Origin of the sequence: Streptococcus infantis, assembly GCF_000963255.1 — a bacterium.
GTDB classification, from domain to species: domain Bacteria; phylum Bacillota; class Bacilli; order Lactobacillales; family Streptococcaceae; genus Streptococcus; species Streptococcus nidrosiense.
Genome location: NZ_JYOV01000017.1, coordinates 1 through 24,835 on the forward strand (window position 1 = coordinate 1; position 24,835 = coordinate 24,835).

Annotated in this window: 19 protein-coding genes; all 19 read right to left on the reverse strand. The window is 38.2% G+C overall.

Annotation, left to right across the window (positions count from 1 at the left end):
- Window positions 1-169 precede the first annotated feature (169 nt).
- Window positions 170-3,379: a pneumococcal-type histidine triad protein gene (locus TZ96_RS06520; RefSeq protein WP_045763391.1), complete on the reverse strand. Its 3,210-nt coding sequence runs from the start codon at window positions 3,377-3,379 to the stop codon at window positions 170-172.
- Between the two features lie 7 nt (window positions 3,380-3,386).
- Window positions 3,387-4,316, reverse strand: coding sequence for a metal ABC transporter solute-binding protein, Zn/Mn family (locus TZ96_RS06525; protein WP_045763392.1), 930 nt, complete (start codon window positions 4,314-4,316; stop codon window positions 3,387-3,389).
- Window positions 4,317-4,600: 284 nt separating this feature from the next.
- On the reverse strand, window positions 4,601-7,663 hold the full coding sequence (locus TZ96_RS06530; RefSeq protein WP_045763393.1) for a pneumococcal-type histidine triad protein: 3,063 nt from the start codon (window positions 7,661-7,663) through the stop codon (window positions 4,601-4,603).
- A 339-nt stretch (window positions 7,664-8,002) separates the two neighbouring features.
- Entirely contained in the window at window positions 8,003-9,409 is a 1,407-nt protein-coding gene (gene lacG / locus TZ96_RS06535) for a 6-phospho-beta-galactosidase (RefSeq protein WP_045763466.1), read from the reverse strand.
- Between the two features lie 403 nt (window positions 9,410-9,812).
- Complete coding sequence (locus TZ96_RS06540; RefSeq protein WP_045763394.1) at window positions 9,813-11,504, reverse strand: lactose-specific PTS transporter subunit EIIC; 1,692 nt, start codon at window positions 11,502-11,504, stop codon at window positions 9,813-9,815.
- Entirely contained in the window at window positions 11,504-11,821 is a 318-nt protein-coding gene (locus TZ96_RS06545; RefSeq protein ID WP_045763395.1) for a PTS lactose/cellobiose transporter subunit IIA, read from the reverse strand. The genes TZ96_RS06540 and TZ96_RS06545 overlap by 1 nt, the downstream gene beginning before the upstream one ends.
- 32 nt (window positions 11,822-11,853) lie before the next feature.
- On the reverse strand, window positions 11,854-12,690 hold the full coding sequence (locus TZ96_RS06550) for a PRD domain-containing protein (RefSeq protein ID WP_045763396.1): 837 nt from the start codon (window positions 12,688-12,690) through the stop codon (window positions 11,854-11,856).
- A gap of 234 nt (window positions 12,691-12,924) precedes the next feature.
- Complete coding sequence (lacD, locus tag TZ96_RS06555) at window positions 12,925-13,905, reverse strand: tagatose-bisphosphate aldolase (RefSeq protein ID WP_045763397.1); 981 nt, start codon at window positions 13,903-13,905, stop codon at window positions 12,925-12,927.
- Between the two features lies 1 nt (window position 13,906).
- Window positions 13,907-14,836: a tagatose-6-phosphate kinase gene (locus TZ96_RS06560; protein WP_045763398.1), complete on the reverse strand. Its 930-nt coding sequence runs from the start codon at window positions 14,834-14,836 to the stop codon at window positions 13,907-13,909.
- A gap of 10 nt (window positions 14,837-14,846) precedes the next feature.
- A complete protein-coding gene (lacB, locus tag TZ96_RS06565) occupies window positions 14,847-15,362 on the reverse strand; it encodes a galactose-6-phosphate isomerase subunit LacB (protein WP_001216925.1) in 516 nt (171 codons plus the stop codon).
- A 148-nt stretch (window positions 15,363-15,510) separates the two neighbouring features.
- Window positions 15,511-15,936, reverse strand: a complete 426-nt coding sequence (gene lacA / locus TZ96_RS06570) for a galactose-6-phosphate isomerase subunit LacA (RefSeq protein ID WP_000029280.1) — start codon at window positions 15,934-15,936, stop codon at window positions 15,511-15,513.
- A 255-nt stretch (window positions 15,937-16,191) separates the two neighbouring features.
- Window positions 16,192-17,085, reverse strand: coding sequence for an aldose 1-epimerase family protein (locus TZ96_RS10240; protein WP_075228560.1), 894 nt, complete (start codon window positions 17,083-17,085; stop codon window positions 16,192-16,194).
- A gap of 102 nt (window positions 17,086-17,187) precedes the next feature.
- Window positions 17,188-18,663, reverse strand: a complete 1,476-nt coding sequence (locus TZ96_RS06580) for a PTS galactitol transporter subunit IIC (protein WP_045763399.1) — start codon at window positions 18,661-18,663, stop codon at window positions 17,188-17,190.
- A 44-nt stretch (window positions 18,664-18,707) separates the two neighbouring features.
- Window positions 18,708-19,013: a PTS sugar transporter subunit IIB gene (locus TZ96_RS06585; RefSeq protein ID WP_000590576.1), complete on the reverse strand. Its 306-nt coding sequence runs from the start codon at window positions 19,011-19,013 to the stop codon at window positions 18,708-18,710.
- Window positions 19,014-19,052: 39 nt separating this feature from the next.
- Entirely contained in the window at window positions 19,053-19,529 is a 477-nt protein-coding gene (locus TZ96_RS06590; protein ID WP_000521965.1) for a PTS sugar transporter subunit IIA, read from the reverse strand.
- A gap of 200 nt (window positions 19,530-19,729) precedes the next feature.
- A complete protein-coding gene (locus tag TZ96_RS06595) occupies window positions 19,730-20,338 on the reverse strand; it encodes a hypothetical protein (RefSeq protein ID WP_045763400.1) in 609 nt (202 codons plus the stop codon).
- Window positions 20,339-20,535: 197 nt separating this feature from the next.
- Window positions 20,536-22,359: a translation elongation factor 4 gene (lepA, locus tag TZ96_RS06600; RefSeq protein WP_045763401.1), complete on the reverse strand. Its 1,824-nt coding sequence runs from the start codon at window positions 22,357-22,359 to the stop codon at window positions 20,536-20,538.
- Between the two features lie 78 nt (window positions 22,360-22,437).
- Window positions 22,438-23,166, reverse strand: a complete 729-nt coding sequence (locus TZ96_RS06605; protein WP_045763402.1) for a metallophosphoesterase family protein — start codon at window positions 23,164-23,166, stop codon at window positions 22,438-22,440.
- Window positions 23,167-24,834, reverse strand: a complete 1,668-nt coding sequence (recN, locus tag TZ96_RS06610) for a DNA repair protein RecN (protein WP_045763403.1) — start codon at window positions 24,832-24,834, stop codon at window positions 23,167-23,169.
- Window position 24,835 lies beyond the last annotated feature (1 nt).

Here is a 24,835-nt window from a genome sequence, read left to right on the forward strand (position 1 = left end):
ATCTATAGAGTAACATAAATCTCAAAAAATAGGGTGAAAAAACCTTTATTTGTTATGCAAAAAAAATAGAAGATAGGATAGAGAATCACTTTGATGATCTCAATCCTATCTCCTATTCAAATAGTTAGATTACTAACTTAATGACATTGGTAGCAAAGCTACTTCTTTTTTAGTTGACTTCTTTCTCGCTTGTTTCAGGAGAACTAGTCGTTGGATTGCTTGATTCAGTCTGTTTGTCGCTTACTTGTTTGCTAGTTGTTTCAGAACTTGCTTCATTCGGCTTAGCTTTGGATTGAAGTTCTTGGTTTAATGAGACAATTTCTTGCGCAAGTGCTAGAAGAGCTTGTTTGTCTTTGCTCGCAGCTGACAATTTATCGAACAAAGCATCCACTTTTTCAAAGTCCGCATCAGAACCATTATTCATTTCCAAATAAGTATGAAGGGCAATAACTCCGTTGTATAGTTTTTGGTAAAGAACTAAAACCTCTGGGTCTTGATTGGCATTCTCACGTTCAGTCTGAATGGTTTGAGAAATACGCTTCAGAAGATCTTGAACTTGCGTGTTTAGTTCATCAAGGTCTGCGTCCTCTTTATCTAGAGCAGCTTTCAGATTTTTCACTTCGTCAGCAAGTGAAGCTTTCACTCCTTCTTCTTTAACTTGAGCCACTAACTCTTCAGCTTTTGTTAAGAGTTCTTCTACTTGACCTTTTCGAACATGATTGCTTTGTTCCTCAGGCTTAATATCATCATACAAACCTTTCAAAAATTCATAGACTGCCGTTTTAGCACTATGACCATCCACTTTTTCAGTATCTAAAATCGTTTCAGAAGGTTTATGAGCAACTGATTCCTTCTTCACTGCTTCTTCTACCTCTAATTTTGTTTGATAGATTTCAGGGAAGAGTTTGTTTAAGTCAGTCGCCTTAAGGAAGGATTGTGACTGATAAAGGGTCCAAGTTAAGTTGGCAACTTTATTTCTAAGAGTGTCATTTAAGTGATTATCAGATAAATGTTGATAGAAATACTTAATGTACTCGACTGTTGTAACTCCAGTACGATCATTAAAGTCCTGCAGTGCTTCTAGTTTAGCTTCAACTGCATCTAAACCAGCCTCATCTTGAGCCAATTTATTTTCTTGGAGTTGAGCCAAGAGATCCTTTTTAGGAAGTCCATAAGCATCCGTATCCAAGGTATTAATCTTATCTACTAAAGCTTGATATTTCTTGTCTAATGGACTGATTTCTGTTGGTTTTACACTAGAATCAACGTGAATATACTGCTTGTCAAAGAGATCTAAAGCAGCCAGATAACCAGCTGTAGAGTTTGTTGAGAGCTTCTTCATATTTTCAGAGAATTGTCCCAAGGCAAGCTCAATTTGTCTTTGTAAAATTGGTTTATCCTTGTAAACTTCGCGACTTTCTGCTAAAAGTTGATCAACCTTATTTTGAACAGTAGATTCATCAAAGGCACCTGGTTGATAGTTGGATTGTAAGGCAGGAATCTTATGTTTCAAAGCCACTTCATAACCTTTAGTCTGCACTTTAATGTAGTGATTATGGTCTCCGTGAGGAATGACGAAGCTGCCATTTTCCACCTGCAAACTATATGGAGAGACACCATCCCGAAGTGCAGTTGTATAGAGTTCGTTTAGGAAATCAAGTTCTGCATCGCCTGTTTGAAGCGGAATACGAACGTGTTCTTTTCGAACTGCATAAGGGTGAATGTGAGTTGGGTCGTAAGCCTGGTCTGGATTTCCAAATACAAAGAATCCATTTGAAATACGAATCGCTTCAAGCGGAACACCATAGGTTTTAGAGATATAAGCTATCTTTTCTTCATCTCTGGCATCTCGAGAGAAACTTTCTACAGTCTTGGCAAGAGGTTTTACAGGCTCTACCTGATGGTGCCCATGCAAATGCTCTTGCGCTGCCTTAATCTGCTCTGCTGACAAATCTTTTTTAAAGAAATAGTGAGCATGGTCTCCATGTGAAACCACAAAACCTTGCTCATCCTCACTAATCACTCTCTCAGCGGCAAAGCCGTGATCATGTTCATCTTCATGATGCTCGTGTTTCACTTCATTCTCTTTATGAGTGTTTTGATTATCTTTTGGAACTTCTGTTCGGCCATGTCCATGCAAATGCTCTTGCGCTGCCTTTATCTGCTCTGCTGACAAATCTTTTTTGAAGAAATAGTGGGCATGGTCCCCATGTGAAACTACAAAACCTTGCTCATCTTCTCTAATTACACGCTCAGCGGCAAAGCCATGATCATGTTCATCCTCATGATGGTTCTTATGACTTACATTTTCATGATCACGCTGAACTGTTGGTTTATTTTGATTTTCTAACGGCTTTGTTAGTGTTAGGGCACCGCCAAGTGGTATCAAACGAGCAATTTTTTGCTCCAAAGCAGACATACTACTATAAGGAATGAAATGGTAGTGATTGCCGTGTGGAATCGCAACTCCTGATGGTGTTCGACTGGTAATTTTAGCTGGGTCAAATACCAAACCATCAGATTCTTGATAGCGTTGACTAACTGGTAAAGCATATAACTGAGCGAGAAGACTTTGGAGGCTATCCTCTTGATCTACTGGGATGCTTGTTGCTGGGCTATCGGCTTGAGAACTTGGTGTATCACTTGGATTTGGTTTATAATCCGTTAGACTTGGTTGACTTCCTCTTCCAGCTAGATAGGCTTGAGCTGCTGCTAATTCACTTGAAGATAGGGCACTCTTTGGAACGTAGTGATAATGCCCACCGTGAGGAACGATATAAGCATCCCCTGTATCTTCAATAATATCTGCAGCATTAAAGACATAACCATCATCCGTTGTATATCGACCTTGTGCTCTGGCAGCAAGAACTTCCTCACTTGCACTACCACTATCTGATGTGTGTTCTAGTTTTTGCTGCTCGATTTGTTCTTTGGTGCGAATATTATCAGCGTGACTCGCATCTTTTAGATAGACATAGTATTTACCGTCCACTTTGATGATATAGCCACCTTTAATCTCATTGACAATATCTTGATCACGCAACTGATAGTTCGGATCTTTCATGACCAGTTCTTCACTAAAGATTGCATCATAAGGTACCTTACCATTATAGTAATGGAAATGGTCGCCGTGGGAAGTCACATAACCTTGATCAGTAATCTTGGTAACAATCTGTTCAGCTTCTATTCCTTCCTTCTTGCTAACTTGATCTGGTGTCAGAGATTCATTCTTCTTAGCTTCAGATCCTTTACCGTCAACATAGGATACACGATTATCATCTTTTTTCTCAGGTGCTTGATGTTGATTCAAAGCATAAACGCAGACACTTAAAGCAAGGACCACTGCAGATCCTGCTAGATATTTTTTATTAATCTTCATAATCTCCTCATTTCAATTCTTCAGCTAAGATAGCCATATTTTCTTCTAGGTTTTCTAAGTAGGACTTGTCATTTTGTGGGTCGGCCTCTAAAGGATTGAGGGTTTTCAGACTCACACCTGTTGATTTGACAAGTGTATCAGCTACCTTTGATGAAGCGTTACTCTCTGTAAAGATAGTTTTGACCTTATAAGTCTTTACAAATTCTTGGATCTCAGTCAATTGTCTTGGGCTTGGTTCTTGATCAGGAGATATTCCTGCAATCCCAAGCTGATTGAGTCCAAATCGTTTTGCCAAATATGAAAAGGCTGTGTGTTGAGTTACAAAGGTCTTTTGATTAGCTCTTTCAAAGATGGGGTGGTATTTCTTGGTTAAGTCATGAGCTTTAGCACTAAAGTTCTGTGCATTTTTCTGATAGGTATCCTTGTTGGCACTGTCTAATTCGGATAACTTATCAGCAATTATCTGTGCTTCTTCTGCAACCTTTTCAGGATCTAACCATGTGTGAGGATCATACAAGGTCTTCTCATCAATCCCATCTCCAGCCTGCATATCTTCTAAGCCAGGCACGCGCTCTAAGGTCATACCTTCAGATGCTTCCAACACCTTTACCTTGGACTTTTGTAGGCTTGGATCCAAACTTCCCGCCCATGACTCTAATGTATGAGAATGATAAACAAAAACATCGGCATCATAGATGGCTGCAATATCATTTGCTGAAGGTTCGAAGGAATGGATACCAGAACTAGACTGAATCATCCGAACATCATTTAGATTACCTGAAACTTCTTTGACCATAGCATAGACAGGATAAAAACTAGTCACAATCTTCATCCCCTTTGTTTCATCACTCTTGTCTTGACTGGTCTTTTGTCCACAAGCTCCTAAAACGAGAGCAAAGAAGGCCAGCATGAGCCATAGGATACTTCTTTTTTTCATAACAACTCCTTAACTAGTATTTAACCATTTAATTAACTAGTAAACATTTTACTCCTTAAAATTTAAAATGTCAATATTTTTTTGCATTTTCATGAAAAAAGTGAGAACTAGATTTCATTCTTTTTTCTCACTAGTCATTTTTATCATTTGACTTTTAATTGTTTTAGAACTCCTTGATTCATTTTTTAAGACAGCAAATTTCAGTGTTTAACAAAGAAAAGGACATTATTCAATCAAAAATCGAATAATATCCTTTCGAATAGATTATAACTAATAAAAATCTTTTAAGGTTTTATTTGTTTTAGTGTCTTAATGTCATACATCACTAATTCACCGTTTTTATTGTAAAACTGAACCCCATCTGGTTGAAAGATTAGAAACTTAGGATCAATTTGGGCAATTTTCGCTAACTTTTCTATATGTTCATTTAAAGTTACTTTATTTAACCCATAGTCTGGTAAATCATCATCATTTTCTTCTTTGGAATTCTCTTTATTTTCTGAAGGAATTTCGTTGGTTGTACCAGTCTTATTCTCCCCTGTATTTTTCTTCGGTTGCTCCTCATTTTTATCTACAGCAGTATTATTCTTATCACTATTTTCAGTATTGTTTGAATCAGGTTTTAATTCTTTATTAGGATATGTAGACGTTTCAGTTTTGGATTCTTTTTCTTTTATTCTTTTTGCTATTAAGTCTTGTGCTTCTTTCCATTCTACTTCTGACAAGTCGGATTTAGTGATACTTCTCAATGAACCACCTCCCGCTCTTGGAATACTAAATGATTTGTCTTCCCATACAAAAGTTTCTTTTGCCAATACATCTTTCGGATCAAAAATATAACCATCTGGAGTTGCAAATCGACCTTCTGCAAGAGCTTTCTGAACTTCTTCAGCAGAATGGATAATTTGCCAATTCTGCATTCCAGCGCGTTTTTCAAGAGGAGTCACATTAGCAATAACAGATCCAGCATCATCATGACCTGGTTTTGACCAAACTTCAGGACGCACATCAGGATGTTGCATTACATATTTTATAGTTGCTATTTGCTCACTATTTAACCAAGAATAAGGTACGACGTGAATGTGGTCGATATGCGGAATAATGAAGGAAGTTCCAGTATCATACGTAGTATTGGCTGCATGCATAGGCAAGCTAGATACATCAACAGCTAATCTTGGTTTAATTTCTGTTTCTACAATATCATAACGATAATTATCTTTATCTTTAAGCATTAGTTCCTGCTCAGAAAAAGCTATTTGAGTAAGATCGAGTTCTTCACGTGAATAAAAATAATCTTTACCACCTTCATTAATTATATAACCAACTTTACTATTTCTAGAAATTTTATTAGTTACTTTTTTATAATCAAACTTTGGTCTTTCCTCCTCATCTGAGTGTACTGAAGAAACGATGGAATCTGGATTTTTACCAGTTTCTTGAATCCATTTGGCAACTTCATTCAATTCGAATTGTTCTAATTCACCATATCCCATATAATGGAAATGATCTCCGTGTTTGGCAATAACACCTGATTTATCAACAGAATCGATGGAATCTTTGGTAAATATATATCCATCGCTCGTATCATAAGGTTTACCATCTAAACCTTTTCCATAAGCTTTGATTGATTGTCCTAAGAACTTATGAACTACTTCTTTTGATGCTAAAGGTTTAATATCTGTAACAATTTCGTTTAATCCATTTTGCCCTTTTAACGGAATCATTCTTGCAATCTTCTGCTCTAAATCAGACATTTGTGAATAAGGAATAAAGTGATAATGGTCTCCGTGAGGCACTGCGACACCATTTGCAGTACGTTTGATGATTTGTGCCGGATCAAAGACTAGACCATCCGATTCCACATGGCGTTCTGATAAAGGTTTTGCATACAATTCACTTAAAAGTGTTGAAATGTCTTCCCCTTGATTTTGATGATAACTTGGTGTGACAGTCAGATTTGGAGTCTCTGTCAAACTTGGTTGAGCTGGCTTAGAATTATCACTACTTGGTTTACTTGAACTTATAGAGGAATGTGCGCCTTGTTTACCATTCCAATAAGCTTGGGCAGCAGCCAATTCTCCTGCTGACAAATCACTCTTAGGGATATAGTGGAAATGATTGCCGTGCGGTACAACAAAAGCGTCTCCTGTATCTTCAATCACATCTGTCGGACTAAAGACATACCCATCATCCGTTGTATAGGCTCCTCCAGTTCCTCGATTCGGTGCCGGCGTATTGAGATTAAAGTTTGGTTTAATGGTTGAACATGGTTTCTCAGAACTGCTTGGTTTCGGATTATCAGCATGACTTTGAATTGGCTGACCTCCAATTGGCAAATTTCGAGCCAATTTTTCTTCCAAAGCAGACATTTGCGAATACGGAATGAAATGGAAATGATCCCCGTGAGGAACTGCCACACCATTTGCAGTACGTTTTGTAATCTGTGCTGGGTCAAATACTAATCCATCAGATTCCACATGACGTTGGCTAAGTGGCAAAGCGTACAATTCTTGAAGGAAACTAGCTAAATCCTCACTTTGACTTTCAGAATCTGTTGCAGGATTTTGAGGTGTCTCAGTTTGACTCGTTCTCACACTAGATTTTGTTTCTCCTCTGCTTGAACGATATTCAACGGTACTTAATTGGCCACCTTTTCCAGATAAGAAAGCCTGGGCAGCAGCTAATTCACTGGCGGACAAATCACTCTTAGGAATATAGTGGAAGTGATTGCCATGTGGAACGATGTAAGCATCACCAGTGTCCTCGATAATATCACTTGCATTAAAAACATACCCGTCATCCGTCGTATAACGTCCCTGAGCCCTTGCTAGAGCGACTTCATTACTAATTTTTCCACCATCATGACCATGTTCTTGCTTTTGACGATTGATTTCATCCTTACTACGAATATTTTCTGTTTGGGAAGCATCCTTGAGGTATACATAATAGCGACCATCAACCCTAATGACATAACCACCCTTAACTTCGCTGACAATATCCTCATTTCGAAGTTGATAATTCGGATCCTTCATCAAGAGTTCCTCGCTGATAATAGCATCATAAGGAACCTTGCCATTAAAGTAATGATAATGGTCCCCATGTGAAGTCACGTAACCTTGATCGGTAATTTTAACGACGATCTGCTCAGCATTGATTCCCTCTCGCTGACTAACCTCATCTGGTGTCAGATTTTCAGTCTTAGCACTAGCCTGATTTCCTTCTATATAAGACACACGATTAGACTCTTTGCTAGTCTGTACTGCTTGGTAACGCCCCAATTCATAACTTGAAAGGCTTAAAGCCAAAAGAGCTACTGAACCAAGTACATATTTTTTATTGATTTTCATCTTAATACACTTTCTATTTCATTTATTCGTTAAAGAAGTACTACACTTTTTCCTAAAGAACTTACTTAACTGGTTAAATATCTATTTAGAAAAATTACTCACTTTTAAAACTCCTCCTTCTATTTATCAAACAAGATTTGAGTGATTGAGTTAGTTCCCTATATACTTAACCAGTTATTTAACTAGTTAAGATTTTACTCCTATCACATAAATCTGTCAAGAATTTTTTTGACTTTCAGGTAAAATCTAGATAAAAAGGATTTAGTCATGCTCTATGCAAAACTAAATCCCATATTATGTATATTAGTAACGGTAAGCTATTTTTATTCTTTGATTAGCTTATTCAATAATCTGCGTCTCAGCTAGTTTTTTGTACCAATGTGCAGATTTCTTAGGATAACGTTCTTGTGTATCGAAATCAACATAGAAAAGTCCGTAACGTTTTTCATAACCATTAGACCATGAGAAGACGTCCATCAATGACCAGATGAAGTATCCTTTGACGTTTGCACCTTCTGCAATCGCATCAGACAATACTTCCAAGTGTTGTTTCACATAATCAATACGGCCATCATCGTAAACAGTTTTGTCCACAAATTCATCTTTGTATCCAAGTCCGTTTTCAGTGATGTAGATCTTCTTGTAGTTTGGATAATCTTTCTTGACACGCATGATTTGATCATACAAACCTTGAGGGTAGATGATCCAGTCCCAGTCAGTACGAGGTACATAGTCAGGAGCTACACGACGTCCAACACCTTTGATTTGGTATCTAGAGCTTCCTTTTTCTCCTTTACCATTGTGGATGATCTCAGTTTCACCATCAAAGGCTTCCATCCAGTCACTCATGTAGTAGTTAATTCCAAGGAAGTCGTTCAAATCTTTCGCTGCTTCAAGTGCTGCAAAGTCTTCCTCACGAAGATCCAAGCTACCACCATTTACTGATAAGATGTGGTTTACACCTTCCATTGTTGCATCTGAATAGTGTCCAAGGTATGTAGCATCCAAGATAAATTTGTTGTGGATGATATCTTCCAACTCAGCAGCACGAACGTCTGCAGGATTTTTAGAATCCAATGGATACTTAGTTGGAAGGGCGTGAACAACCCCGATTTCACCTTTATAGCCTTTGTCTTTGTACAATTTCACAGCACGAGCATGAGAAACCATCATATTGTGGTGGGATTGGAAGACTTTGGCAAGGTCATACTGGATACCTGGAGGAAATTTCCCAACCAAATACTGACCATCTCCAATAGGGCCGATTTCATTAAAGGTTGTCCAGTAGTTTACTTCTGGGAATTCTTCAAAACAGAAGGCAGCATAATCTACGAAGTGTTCGATATTCTCACGATTTAAAAAGTCTCCGTTTGAGTGAAGAGCTTCAGGTGTATCAAAGTGATGAAGAGTAACGAACGGTTCTACATGACGTTTATGACATTCAGCAAATAAGTTATGATAGAATTCTACCCCTTTCGGATTTACTTCACCATAACCAGTTGGGAAAATACGTGACCAAGCAATGGAAATACGGATACCGTTGACCCCGTATTCCTCTGCCAACTGCAAATCTACTGGATATTTATGGTAAAAATCACTAGCTGGTTCAGCTGTGTACCAATAGTTATCTGCTAGGTATTTGTCCCATGCAACAGGACCTTTACCATCTGTATGTGTAGCACCTTCTGCTTGATAAGCTGCTGTTGCGCCACCGAAAATAAAATCTTTAGGAAGTGTTTTTGTCATTTTTTCACCTATTTCTTGATTGGATAAAATGAAAAGCGAGCGGAGAGGAGCTAGTAAGCTATCCATCTCCGTCTCACTTCTTGTACAAAGTCACCAAATAGTGACATAAAGGGGAAAAACAAATATATAATCCGGAAACTATTTTACAGTCCCCAAGGTCAGTCGAATTGTGACTCAAGGAGGTAAAAACAATATTTTACGGATGAATTAACAAGGCGATTAGGAAATTCGCCATAGCGATTTCCGTTATGATAGGAAACTGTTTCACAGTCCCTAAGGTTAGTCGAATTGTGACATGAGGAGGTAAAAACGATATTTTTTTACCGACGAATTAACAAGGCGATTAGGAAATTTGCCATAGCGATTTCCGTGATGATAGGAGACTGTTTTACAGTCCCTATCATCAATCGAATTGCGCTTGAACAAAGGCAAGAGCACCTTTACCATCACGAGTCAACTTGATGTATTGAGCTCCTTCAGTCTTAGCCAATTTGATTCCAAGTTTATCTGTTTCAGCCTTCATGTCCTCATAGTTTGATGCTACTTGAGGAGCAAGGATAACAAGGTCAAATTCTGGCAACATTTCACGGTGAGCACCGTAACCACCAGCAGCGGCCTTCACAGGAACATTGTATTCTGCAGCAGCTTTATTCAAAGCATTTGCAAGAAGTCCACTTGTTCCACCACCTGCACAGAGAACAAGTACGTTGGTTTCTTCTGTAATTGTATTTTGTGCTGATTCTACTCCAGCTTTTTCAAGGATAGCATCAGCTTTAGCAGTATTGAAGTTTGCGGCTACTTTTTCTTTTAATTCATCGTTGGCTTTACCAGAACGTTCTTCTTCAAGAATTTGTTCGTCATAAACTTTAAGGAATGGATAGTAGATTGCAATATCCACTACAATTAACAATGCTGCAAGAGCAAATGACAAGAACTGGAAGTTTGTACCAAGAACAATACCTAGAGGCCCAGGCGTAGTCCATGGAAGGTTGGCAGTAAATGAATTCATGCCGAGAGTTTCGATAAAGAACTTAAAGATCCATACGTTTGCAATAGGTGCAAAGATAAATGGAATAAAGAAGATAGGGTTCAATACAAGTGGAGCACCAAACAAGATTGGTTCATTTACACCGAAGAATGTAGGAACTACTGAAGCACGTCCGATGGCACGATTACGCTTAGACTTACACAACCACATAAACATGAATGGAACTACAAGAGTTGCTCCTGTACCACCCATAGTGACGATAAACATTTGTGTACCAGATGTAAGGATCTTATCAGCGTGCATACCTTGTTGAAGAAGGTTCAAGTTGACTTCAGCATTTGCATAAGTAATCGCTGCAATGGCAGGTTCAACGATAGATGGGCCGTGAATACCGACAAACCAGAAGAAGGCAAAAGCACCAAAGATAATAGTAATACCAAGATAACCGTCTGCTGCTGAGAAAAGAGGTGCAAAGAACTTACCGATTGATTCTGCTACACTTGCACCGACAAACTGACGAGCTAGTAAATCAAGAGCATAAAGTGAAACTACTGAAAGCGTAAATGGAATAACATCTTTAAAGACTTGTGAGATATTGGGTGGAACTTCGTCAGGCATGCGAATAGTAACGTTGTTCTTGACACAAACCTTATAGATAGCTACAGTTACAAATGCTGCAAGAAAGGCAGAAAGCAAACCTTTTGTTCCAAGAAAACCAGTTGCAAAGCCACCCTCGATTGGATCAGCCGCCAAGATCAATAAACCAACAATAGCCGCCAATAGCGTTGACATATAGTTGATTTGGTTGGTTTTTTCCATACTACGATTGACGGAGTCTGTTAAAGATTTAGCAGTGGTTCCAGCTACCAAAAGTGCTAGAATTCCCATTGAGTAGCTGTAAGGTTTCATCAAAAGTGCTACAACTTCATCAGACCATTTAAAGCCCCAAGAGTTTGGAACAAAGGCAATCAAGATAAAAATACTTGAGAAGAGAATGACTGGCATTCCAGCGATAAATCCATCACGAATAGCACGAAGATAGATATTTCGAGATAGCTTTTCAAAGAAAGGCTTCCCTTTCTCGATATAGGCAATTAACTTATTCATTATTTAGCTCCTCTTTTATAAAGTTCAATTAAATGATGCATCAAATCTTTTAGCAAGATAGTTGTCATCAAGTGATCTTGACCGTGCATCATGGTCACACTATAAGCCAAATCATCACCTGCAGCTTCCTTGGTTAAAAGACTCGTTTGTGCGTGGTGTGCTTCAGCGATACAGCTACCAGCTTCCTCAACTAAGCTATCCGCTTTCGCAAAATCACCAGCTTCAGCAGCCTTCAAAGCTTCCAATAATTTTGAACGAGCATCGCCAGCATAGGCTACGATTTCAAAACCTAACAATGTTACTTCTTCTCTATTCATGATAGAATACTCCTTATATTTTTTAATAGATGTTATGACAATAAACGTTGAATGTGTAGAACAAGATAAACTCGTTCACTCTTGTAGAGGTCAAGACCAGTTTCCTGAGCAATGACCTCATAAATTTTGCTACCAATCTCGAATGCTTCTGGATAGGTATTCTTTATATGTTCTTCCATATCGAGCAAGGATTGATTATCATCGCGACTACGATCCAGATAATCCAAGAAATAATTTAGATGAATCATAAAGCGGTCGTAGAAATTATTATTTTCAGATGTTCGCTGGATTTTATAACTCTTCAAAACGCTTTCGACCCTCTTTAAAATTTCCTTTCTCTTATCAATCGACTCAACAACTTCGACTTCACTCTCACCTTCGGCATTGATGAAATGATAAGCGATACGAATGATTTCGTCTTCAGGAAAATTTTCTGTCAGTTTTTGACGATAAATTTCAAAAGCTTCTTGTGCAATTTGAAAAGCGATAGGATATTTGGCAGAAATGTCAGGCAAGTTACTATCCTTATAGCGTCCTTGGCTAATAGCCTGATAAGAACAATAGATATGGTCTGTCAGAGTGACGTATAGATACTCTTGGACAGGATATTGATATTTTTTAGAAAGATTATCAATAATCTCATAAGTGACCGTAATAAAATCAAGCGGTACATCCTTTAGAAGAGCCATAAAGTTTTCTCGCGACTCTTCTGTTTTCATCCGAAAAACTTTTTCAACCTGATCCTCAGAAATCAAATCTCCTTTCTTCTTACCGAACGAAATACCCTTACCAATTACGATCAACTCCTCTCCCTTGCTATTCCGCACGAGAGAAACATTGTTATTCATTGGATTTAATATCCGATACATGGCAACCTCCTTGCCCTATTATTTAAGTTTTGTGAGCATAAAAAATGACCACAAATGAACTCAAAAAATATACATCTGAGTCATCTGTGATCATGCCTAATATTACTTAGTAACACTCACTTTGTATTAACTTGTGATTTAAGTATAGCACAAGATTTTTATTTTGTAAACCTTTACATACAACTTTTTTTAAAAGTTTTTTAGCTAGGTTTTAGGACATAAAAGGGGGGAAATTTAGACACGTTCAGTCCATGAAGTAGCTGTTGTTTGAAGTACTTTATTGAGTTCATCAATGTTTTCAAATCCAGTTGTACGAAGCCATTCGCGAGCTGCTACTTCACCTTCTTTGATATAAGGTTCAACTGAACCCGCCCAAGTAGCACGACCACAAAGTACACCGTTGAAACGAGCACCTGAATCATGAGCAAACACAAGTGTTTCTTGGAATAATTTAGCTGATACACCTGCACTCAAGTAGATGTATGGCAAGTTAGTAGCTTCGTCTTGAGCTTTGAAGAATGCTGCTGCTTCTTCACGGCTGTAAACGACTTCTCCATCACCAAATCCTTCAACATATTTCACGTTTACTGGAACTTCAACTTTCAATACGTCGATGTTGAAACGTGGATCTGAGAATACTTTCATAGCTTCGATAACTTTACGAGGTTTTACTTTCGCATATTCTACAGAACCTGCATCAGCAATCTTTTCATCGTAAGCCAAGATTTCCAAGAAGAAAGGAATATCTTCGGCAACACATTCAGAACCAACACGTTCGATGTAAGCTTGTTTTTGTTGGTTCAATTCATCTGAACTATCTACATCGTAGTAAAGCAAGAATTTAACTGCATCTGCACCTTGTTCTTTGATACGTTTTGCAGACCAAACATCTAAACAGTCAGGCAAACGTTTTGTACTTGAAGTATCATATCCTGTTTTTTCATATGCAAGAAGAAGACCAGCTTCTTTATCCAAAGCTTTTGTTGCAGGAAGTCCGTATTCAGGGTCAAGAAGCATAGATGAAGCGTATTTTGTCAATTCATCCGCTACCAAGACTTTAAGTTCTTCCATTTGAGCTACTGTTGGCTCTTCTGTTTGGTATTGAGCCATAAGGCGTTTCAAAGCACCACGTTGGTCAAAAGCAAGAGCTGAGATGATACCATTCTCATTAGAGAGTTTTTGCATACAAGCGCGTTTATTTTCTGTTAAAACCATTTTATACCTCTTTCACTACTAGTTGGTCATATAGGCCTTGATAATTTGCCATATTGACATGACCAGTTATTTTTTCTTGAGCATTTAGCATACCAAGGACATTCGCCTTAGTCAGTAATTCTTGATCAGATTCTTTATGGAACAATCCTGAAGCAATACCTGCTACTGTAGAATCACCAGATCCAACTGGGTTTACAACTTGGATTCTTGGAATATCTACTTTATAGAAAGTGTCCCCGTGCTTAGCAAAGGCACCATTAGCACCTAAAGAAACGATGATCCACTCAATTCCTTCAAATAGGGGTTCTTCAAGAACCTCTTTTAATTCATTCAAATCTTTAGAAATTTCTCTTCCTAAAAGTTGAGACAATTCTTCATTATTTGGTTTGATAACTGTTGGCTTATGTGGAGATTCAAGAACCGCCTGAAGTGAAGCTCCTGAACAGTCCAAGACAACAGGTATACCAGCTTGGTTAGCAAGTTCAACCAGACTAGCATAATAATCCACTGGAAGTCCTGCTGGAAGACTACCTGAAATGGCTACTACCTCTACAGTCTCTAAAAGTTCTTTGAAATGAGCCAAGAAATCTTGACCTTCTTTTTCTTGAACTTCAGGACCTTTTTCTAGGATTTCTGTTTGGTTTTCTCCATGTAGAATTGCGATACAGTTACGGGTTTCACCTTGAATAGAGAAGAAACGTTTGCTTACTTTATCATCAATATTTTCTACTAAAAAATCACCAAGTTTACCACCGACAAGCCCGGTCGCGACTACAGAGTCACCAAATTCTGATAGGACACGAGTAACGTTAAGACCTTTACCACCAGCCGTTTTCGTAACATCTACAACACGGTTGACAGTGTCAATTTTTAATTCATCCAAAGGATAGGAAATATCAATGGATGGGTTCATTGTGACTGTTAAAATCATAAGTCACCTCTTAGTCGTGGTATTCACCACGATCCCATTTTTCAAGGAACTCTGTAAAGAAGTTGGCATCAGTTTGATGATCGTTATGAGTTTCAACGTGTTGAATTTTAGCGATCAGTTTTTTGTTTTCTTCAGATGGTTTGTATTCAGCATTGATGAAAGCTTCAATGATATCACACATGAGCAACTCACCAGTGATTTTACCACCAAATCCGATAACGTTGGCATTCAATTGTTCTTTTGCGTAAAGAGCTGTTGTCATATCACGAACCAAAGCAGAACGAACACCTGGAACTTTGTTAACAGCATTATTGATACCTACTCCAGTACCACAGATACATACACCAAGATCAGCTTGGCCACTAACTACTGCTTCACCAACTTTTTTACCAAAGATTGGGTAGTGTGTACGAGCGTGGTCATAAGTACCAAAGTCGATGACTTCATGTCCTTTTGATTTCAAAAATTCTGAAACCGCCATTTTTTCATTTGTTACGATGTGGTCACATCCAATTGCAATTCTCATTAGTTATTCCCTCCGATTAATTATATAAATCTAATATCATTTATCTTTACTCAAGAAAAATCAAGATTAGCTTAGGAAGCGAGCTGCGAGCATAACTGAGGTTAGCTAAAGTGAGCTGACGACAGATTATCTTGATTTTTGAAGAGTATTAGCACATTTTGTTCAACATGTCGACCCTGATTTGGTGACGACCGCCGTCATACTTACCATTTACAAAGCCTTTAGCGATGTTCTTAGCCAATTCGTCACCAACAAGTTGAGCACCCATAGTAATCATACGTGAGTTGTTATGACCGCGAGTCATATAAGCTGAACGTTCGTCAGACACTTCTGCAGCAACCATTCCTTTGATTTTAGTTGCAACCATAAATGGACCTGCACCATAAGCATCAATGACAATACCAAGGTTTTGTTCTTCTTTTTTAACTTCTTCAGCAACTGCAAGAGTTACATCAACGAAGTCTTGACCTTCAGCTGTAACATCCACAACGTGGAAGTTTTCTTTTTCCAAGAAATCTTTAACGACTTCTTTCAATCTCAAACCTGCAGCATCTGCACCAATAACAATAGACATATTGTATACTCCTTTTTTATAATAGACCAGTAAAAATTTTGGTTCTGGAAAGAAAATGACCATCACCAAATAGTTACTAGTAGTTTTGTTGACTATTTTAGATTAAGAATGAATCATCTATTCACTCTTAGTAACTTCTCCTTGGAGAAATTGGAAGAATAACTTGTCAAAACAAACACAAATTGTTCTTTCTAAACATAATATACTACTATTGTTTAAAAAAGTCAACAGTTTATGTTTGTTTTTGTTTATTTTTTAGAAAATTTCTATATCAAAACCAATTTGATCACTTTGACCTGGATTTAAGATTCGAACATTTTTCTTATCTTCTAGATGATCGCCCTCTTCGAGTGAAGTTGACAAACCTGACCAAGGTTCCAGAGCAAGGAAAGGACCTTTATTAAGCGTTGACCAAACGATGAGGTTTGGAAACTCTTCAAAGTCCAGTTTTAATCCCTTATCATGCTTACGTGACCGTAAGGAAACAGAGCGCGAGGTTAATTCATCTAACGTCACAGCATCATAGCTAAAGAAATCATAGTTTAGATCCAATTCTTTTTGCTCTTTTAACCAGCTACTTCTATCTTGAAAATCTAACATCCCTGTTTCTGGGAATGGTTTGGGAACTGTACAAGTTTCTGGCTTTTCAAATTCAAGATAGTAGTCTTCATAAGCTTCATCATCAAATAAAGGACAGTTAAAGCCTGGATGTCCACCAATAAAATATGGCATTTTCTTATCTGTTTCCTTATTGGTAACTTGATACTGTGTTCGAATAGTCTTTCCAGTAACAGTATAAGTTATTTCTAGACGAAAATGATAGGGATAATTCTCATACATGTCTTGGTCATCTTCGATAGCAAAGGTGACAGAATTCTCTGTTTGTTCTACTAATTCAAATTCTTTTTTTCGAACCAAACCATGACGTGGAATTTTACCTTTTACTTGACTATCATCTTCTTGATCATACAAGACAGTATCATTTCTAACGGATCCACAAATTGGAAATAGAACAGGTGCTTGTCCACTCCAGTAAGTTGGATCACCTTGCCACAAATATTCAATTCCATCTTTGTCTTTTATCGAAGAAAGTGCACCACCAAAAGTTTGAAACTGTACACTTAACTGTTCTGTTTTTAATTCAATCATTAGAATTACCTCCATTTATTTAAGGCCTAAAAAACTAGGCTGTCGACTCCAGATTTGGAAACTGACAACCTAGTTTTTACAATTTACATTTTTAGGAGCGAATTATTTTGCGTTTGCTGCGTATTCTTCATTACGTTTGATCATTTGTTTTCTGTACCATGCAAAGATACCAACGTAGAATACTAGGAATACTAATGCGCCAAGGATAGCTTTGATATCACCAGTTGTAGCGTTACCAATTGCCCAACCAAATAGTTTTTCGATTGGTCCTTCAAGAGTTGAGTGAGTAATCAATTGAGTTTGGCTTACACCTTCTGGGAAGGCACCTACACCTTTAGCAAGTTCTGTTGCAAATGGTGCGATAAGTGTACCTGAAAGAAGGAAGAGTGGCAACAAGAGTGTTCCGAAGATAATCATACGAAGCAATTTACCACGAGTAACTACCAAGAGAGCTGGAGTTACACCCATTGCAATGATACCAGCAAGTGGCAAGATACCATTTCCGACATTTGAAAGAAGCACTGCTTCAACCAACATGATTGGTGCAAGTACGTTAGCACAAGCCCAGATTTCAGCACGACCAGCGATAAATGGCCAGTCAAGACCGATATTGAATTTACGTCCTTGAAGACGTTTAGTAGCAACGTTTGTAATACCTTGTGAAAGTGGTTCTACGGCTGCGATGAACCATGAACCGATCAATGAGAAGAGCTCCAAGCAGACACCGGCAGTCAAACCAAGTGACAACCAACCTTTAATAACAAGTTCCCATTTATCAGCACCTTCAACACCAGGAACTGGATGTGGAGTTCCCATCAAACCGATAACGATACCAAGGATGAAACCGATGAAGAATTTAGATCCCCAGAAACCGATTCGTTTATTCAATTTAGCAGCGTCAAAGTCGTATTTATCAAGACCTGGGAAGAGTTTATCAAAAATCTTATCCAAAACCATGATAACTGGGTTCATCATGTAGTTCATGTGAGTTGAAGTCATTGGTGATGAACTTGGTGCGTTAAGAAGGTCATCAAATGTTGGTTTCATCAAGTCAGAGTTGATGATTTTAAGAACCCCAACAAGAACAACTGCTGCAGTCGCGATGAAGAGTGAAACTCCTTGGCTAACTCCATTGTTGTCAGCGTACCATTTGATCAAAAGACCTGTGATAGACAAGTGCCAGATATCAAAGATATCGACGTCAAGTGTATCAGTTTTCTTCATTGCAAGCATTACAATGTTGACGATCAACATCACAAGCAAGAAGTAAAGTGTCCAAGCTGAACCCCAAGTGATTGTAGCAAGTGGTGCCCAACCAACGTCGGTAATATTCAATTGAATACCAGTGTTTTCAACGAATTTTGCAAGAGACGCTGAGAAAGCACCATTTAACATACCGATGATAGCACCGATACCAGTAAGAGCGATGGCAAGTTTGATACCACCTTCAAGCGCTTTGGAGAATTTCACTCCAAAAAGTAGAGCCAATAAAGTCAAAATGATCAGCATGATGATCGGTCCACCCATTTCCAAGATAGGTTTGAACAGCTTATTGGCTAGTTCGATAATGATATCCATAATTTTCCTCCCTTTATTTTTATGGAATATTTACAAATTAATAATTAACTTAGACCATGTTCTTTGATAGCTGCTTCAATATTGTCATAGACTGGAGCGCTCATAGCTGGAATACGGAACAAGATTGGTCCTGCTTCAACGACTGGAATACCTGGTTCAAAACCTAAATCAGTAGCAGCGATTGGTGTGAAGATATCATAACCTTTAATCAAGTCTTCATTGACATCTTTTACCATAACAGCATCACATTGAACATCGTACCCACGGTTAGAAAGTTCTTCTTCAAGAGCACTTTTAATTTGGTGGCTTGAGTTAACACCTGCACCACAAGCAGCAAGAATTTTAATCATTTGGATTTCCTCCGTTTTTATATAAAAATTATTAACAAATTAAGCAGTCGCTTCTGAGATGTATTGGAACAAAGCTTCAGGTTCCGTAATCTTAGACAGCGCTTCAAGATGACCATTGCCTGTAAAGAAGTCCATCAACTGTGCAAGTATATTTGTTTGACTTGAACTTGAATTGTTGATGATAAAGAAGAGTAATGATACTTCTACTTCCTTATCAGGTGCAATCATATTGTGGAACGTGACTGGTTTTTCCAGACGAACCACGACAACATTTTCAGTTAGATTATGAATTGTATCAGTATGAGGGATAGCTACGTTAGGCAAATCCTTCCCTAAAAACTCCATATCCAAACCAGTTGGGAACGATTTTTCACGTTCAATCAAGGCCGATCGATAGGTCTCTGTAACAACTTTCTTTTCTTCCAGTAGGGTTGCAACTTGATCGAAAAGTTGCTCTTGATTATCTGCTTCTAAGCAAAAGACTAGGTCTTTGTCAAAGAAATGATCTAATCCCATGACCTTCTCCCTTCATATTTAACTTTTATGGTACAAGTATAACACTATATGAAACCGTTGTCAATGTTTTTTTGTTGTATTTTGTTTGATATTTATTTTTTTTGTTTACGAATTAAACATTTAATGATTTCAAACATATTTTTTATAAATTTCTTAATAAGTAAAACAAAAAAACAGGAAGTACTCCTGTTTTCACGATGTTAACTCTTTTTATTGGTCCAACTTTCTTCCACCATTGGAAGAAGATTTTTTAATACCTCTGGAACACCTTCCAGAGAAACATATCTAAACTTACCATCATCAGATTTAAATACCCAGATAATTAAGTATTTACCATTTTTAGCAATACAGTTTACTACATAGGCCTCATAGCCACCGATAGTTGATTTTGACCCCCATACCTTGGAAAAGTCTTGACTTTTCTGTTTAGATTCATAAATACTAGTTGAGATTTGAACAGTTTCAAGCGCAGTGTACTCACTTTCACTAATACCAAACTGCTCTGGTTTAAAGGTATTGAGAGTTACAATATTGACATCCGTCCCATCACAATACTGAATGTCATCTCCACCTTCAATTTCTTTGAAATGAACCCATGATTTAGGAATTTTCACATATCCATAATCATCAGATCCAACTATTTGAGTTTCTTCCGTCTGCTTTTGCGATGAACTAGGCTCTTGACTTGAAACTTCTTGAACACTAGAAGAGGCTTCTGTCTTTACTTCATTTGTCTTCTCTGAATTGCTACAAGCAATTAGACTAAGACTACAAAGTAAAAGTGTAGATAAAGTTATTATTTTTTTCATGATAACTCTCCTTTCACTTCTATTTTAAAGTATGAAGAGAAAAGTGTCAAAAAATTACTGTATTTTGACACTTTACAAAATCAATTGAGTGATTCAAAAGAAAGAAAAAGATTGAAGAAAATTGTCCAAAATGGACTTTTCTTCAATCTAAATCAACTGATCGATTTATTACAATCTATGCTATTCTCACATAGCGACTATTCTTCATCCATGCTCAATACGCTGAGAAAGGCTTCTTGTGGGACTTCTACTGAACCGATGGCTTTCATGCGTTTCTTACCAGCTTTTTGTTTTTCAAGGAGTTTACGTTTACGAGAAACGTCACCACCGTAACATTTAGCAAGCACATTTTTACGAAGAGCTTTAATATCTGTACGCGCGACAATCTTGTGCCCAATAGCTGCTTGGATCGGAACTTCAAATTGTTGACGAGGAATGATTTTCTTGAGCTTATCAACGATGAGTTTCCCACGTTCGTAGGCAAAGTCCTTGTGAACGATAAAGCTAAGAGCATCCACCTTATCACCATTAAGAAGGATATCCATTTTCACCAGCTTAGATGGACGATACTCTGACAATTCGTAATCAAAGCTTGCATAACCGCGTGTCGAAGATTTTAGTTTATCGAAGAAGTCAAAGACAATTTCAGCTAGTGGGATTTGATAGATAATATTAACACGATTGTCATCAATATAATCCATGGTCACAAAGTCACCACGTTTGCGCTGAGCTAATTCCATTACTGCTCCGACGAATTCTTGCGGTACCATGATTTGTGCCTTAACATAAGGTTCTTCGATAGTTGCAATCTTTGTAGGATCTGGGAACTCGGATGGGTTAGACACATCCATAGACTCACCATCAGTCTGATTAACCTTGTAGATAACTGATGGTGCAGTCATAATAAGGTCGATGTTAAACTCACGTTCCAAACGTTCCTGAATAACATCCATATGAAGAAGTCCAAGGAAACCACAACGGAAACCAAATCCAAGAGCTTGAGAAGTTTCAGGTTCAAACTGAAGACTAGCATCGTTGAGTTGCAATTTTTCAAGAGCTTCACGAAGGTCATTGTATTTATTTGACTCGATTGGATAGAGACCTGCGAAAACCATTGGATTCATCTGCTTGTATCCTGAAAGTGGTTCGGTCGCTGGATTTGTCGCCAAGGTTACTGTATCACCGACACGTGTGTCCTGAACAGTCTTGATAGAAGCCGCGATATAACCAACGTCACCTGTCGCAAGGAAGTCTCGTCCTACAGCTTTAGGTGTGAAGATTCCGACTTCAGTAACATCGAAGGTCTTACCATTGCTCATGAGCTGAATCTTATCACCAGGTTTGACTACTCCATCCATGACACGAACTTGGAGGATAACACCACGATAGGCATCATAAACTGAGTCAAAAATCAAAGCTTTCAATGGTGCTGACACGTCACCAGTTGGTGATGGAACTTTTTCTACGATTTGCTCGAGAATTTCTTCGATACCGATACCCGCCTTAGCTGAAGCCAATACTGCTTCGCTAGCATCTAGACCAATGACATCTTCGATTTCTGTTCGCACGCGCTCTGGATCTGCTGCTGGTAGGTCAATCTTATTGATAACTGGAAGGATTTCCAAATCATTATCTAAGGCAAGGTAAACGTTTGCTAGAGTTTGAGCCTCAATCCCTTGGGCAGCATCAACGACCAAAATAGCACCTTCACAGGCAGCTAGGGAACGTGAAACCTCATAGGTAAAGTCCACGTGTCCAGGTGTGTCAATCAAGTGGAAGATATAAGTCTCACCATCTTTAGCCGTATAATTAAGCTCGATAGCATTAAGCTTGATAGTAATTCCACGCTCACGCTCTAAATCCATACTATCAAGAAGTTGGGCCTGCATTTCACGACTGGAAACTGTCTCTGTCTTTTCCAAAATACGGTCTGCTAGTGTTGACTTTCCATGGTCAATATGGGCGATAATAGAGAAGTTACGAATCTTCTCCTGTCGTTTTTTCAATTCTTCTAAGTTCATCATTCTCTTCCTTTCAGGGTATCTATTAATTATAAATTGTTTTTAACATTTTGACAAGACCATACCCTGTTAGGAGTACTAATCTTCAGCAACAAAGCCGTCATTTTCAATGAAGTAATGTTCTGTCATACCTTGGTCGGTAAAGACAATACCGTGAAGGACACCACCGTAAACAGCTCCTCCATCCATTCCAATCTTACCGTCTTCTGTCATCCAAAGTTCAGATGTACCAGGTTTTTGATCCAACAAACCATAGACTGGTGTATGTCCAAAGACAATGGTTTTTCCAGTATGATTGGCTGCTTCGTGGAATGGTTTTCTGAGCCATACCTTCTTATAGTCAGTAGTATCGTGCCAATCCTCCAAAGTCAAATCAATACCGGCATGAACAAAGATATACTTTTCCGTTTCAATGACAAAAGGCATCTGACGGATAAACTCCACTAAGTCTGCTGCTTCTGTCTCAACACGCTTTGCATCTGCTACTCCATCTACTGGTGCATCCAGTGGGCGTCCCAAAATAGAATTAATAGTTGTATCCCCACCATTTCGACGATAGTGGTCATAACTTTCTTCAGGATTATCCAACCAAGTTAAAAACATATACTCGTGGTTCCCTGATAAGCAGATGGCTCCTTGGTTATCTACCAAATCCTTGACCATTTCAAGAACACGGCGACTATCTTCTCCTCTATCAATCAAATCTCCAAGAAAAAGTAATTGAGTCTTGCCATCCCATGTTTTAAGTAAATCTTCTAACATTCCAGCTTTTCCGTGGACATCACCAATTACATAATAGTCTGTCATTTATTTCTCCTTACTTTGTAATAATTCTCTTGCTTGAGTCAATGCTGCTTCTGTTACATTCTCTCCAGCCAACATCTTAGCGACTTCTTCAATCCTTTCTTCAACTGTCAACAAGCGAACTGTTGAAACGGTTGAATATTCATTGCTAATCTTTTCGATGAAGAACTGATAATCTGCAATCGCAATAACTTGCGGAAGGTGAGAAATCGCCAATACTTGTCCGTTCTGACCAATTTTGTGAATCTTTTGTGCAATGGCTTGAGCTACACGACCTGAAACTCCCGTATCCACCTCATCAAAGACGATACTGGTCTTGCCTTCCTTACGAGAAAAAGCAGACTTGATAGCCAACATCAAACGAGACAACTCTCCTCCAGAAGCTACTTTTACTAATGGTTTAAAATCTTCTCCAGGGTTGGTTGAAATGTAAAATTCAACACTCTCATTACCTTCGCGACTGAATTTTCCTTGACTAAAACGAACTTGAAATTGTGCTTTCTCCATGTATAGGTCTTGCAATTCTTGCTTGATTTCAGCTTCTAAGTCCTGCGCTATTTTATGGCGAGCTTGAGCAACTTGACCCGCTAGATCCACAAGATTTTTTTCAAGTTTCTTGAGTTCGATTTCCATATCTTCAGAAGATAGATTATTTCCTGTTAGAAGATTGTATTCATCTGTAATCTTGGCAAAGTATTCAAGGACATCATCCACACTACCACCATACTTACGGGTAATGGTGTGAATTAAATCTAGTCGGCTTTCAACCTGCATCAAACGATTACCATCAAAATCTAAATCATCAATAATGGATTCCAAGCGCTTGGTGATATCTTCTAGAACATAATAGGATTCAGAAAGGGAGTTTGAAATCTCACGATACTCTGGATCGAACTCTTCAAGACTTTCCATATCATTCATGGCCGAACGAACATTTGCAAGGCTTGAAAATTCTTCATTATCAAGCATACTATAAGCATTTGTTAAAGTATCGGCGATATGTTTATGGTTAAGAAGTTTGTCTCTTTCTTGATTAAGGGCAATATCTTCACCAGCTTTCAAATTAGCTGCTTCAATCTCAGCCATCTGAAATTCCAACATTTCAATTCGAGCCTTGTGTTCCTGCTGATTTTTTTTGATGTCAAGCACTTGCTTGCGCATACGGCGGTAGTTATCGAAGCTCGTCTGATAGGCTTCTTTTAATTCAAAGAAAGAGGCATCCCCAAACTCATCCAACATCTGGATATGTCGATGTGGGCGCATTAACTCCTCTTGGTCATGTTGACCATGGATATCAACTAGCTGTTGACCAATCGTCCTTAATACTGAAAGATTAACCATCTGTCCATTGACACGACTGATGCTCCGACCGTTTTGTAAAATTTCGCGACGAATAATGATTTCATCACTTAATTCTAATCCTTGTTCATCAAAAATTTCTTCTAGCGCACGATTACTTTCAATTGAAAAAAGACCTTCAATTTCCGCTTTTGGTGCCCCATGACGAATGACTTCTGTTGTAGCTCGAGCTCCTAACATCATATTCATAGCGTCAATAATGATTGATTTACCCGCACCTGTTTCACCAGTTAAAACAGTCATCCCTTGTTCAAAGTTCAAAGAAATTGATTCGATGATAGCAAAATTTTTAATCGAAATTTCCAGTAACATA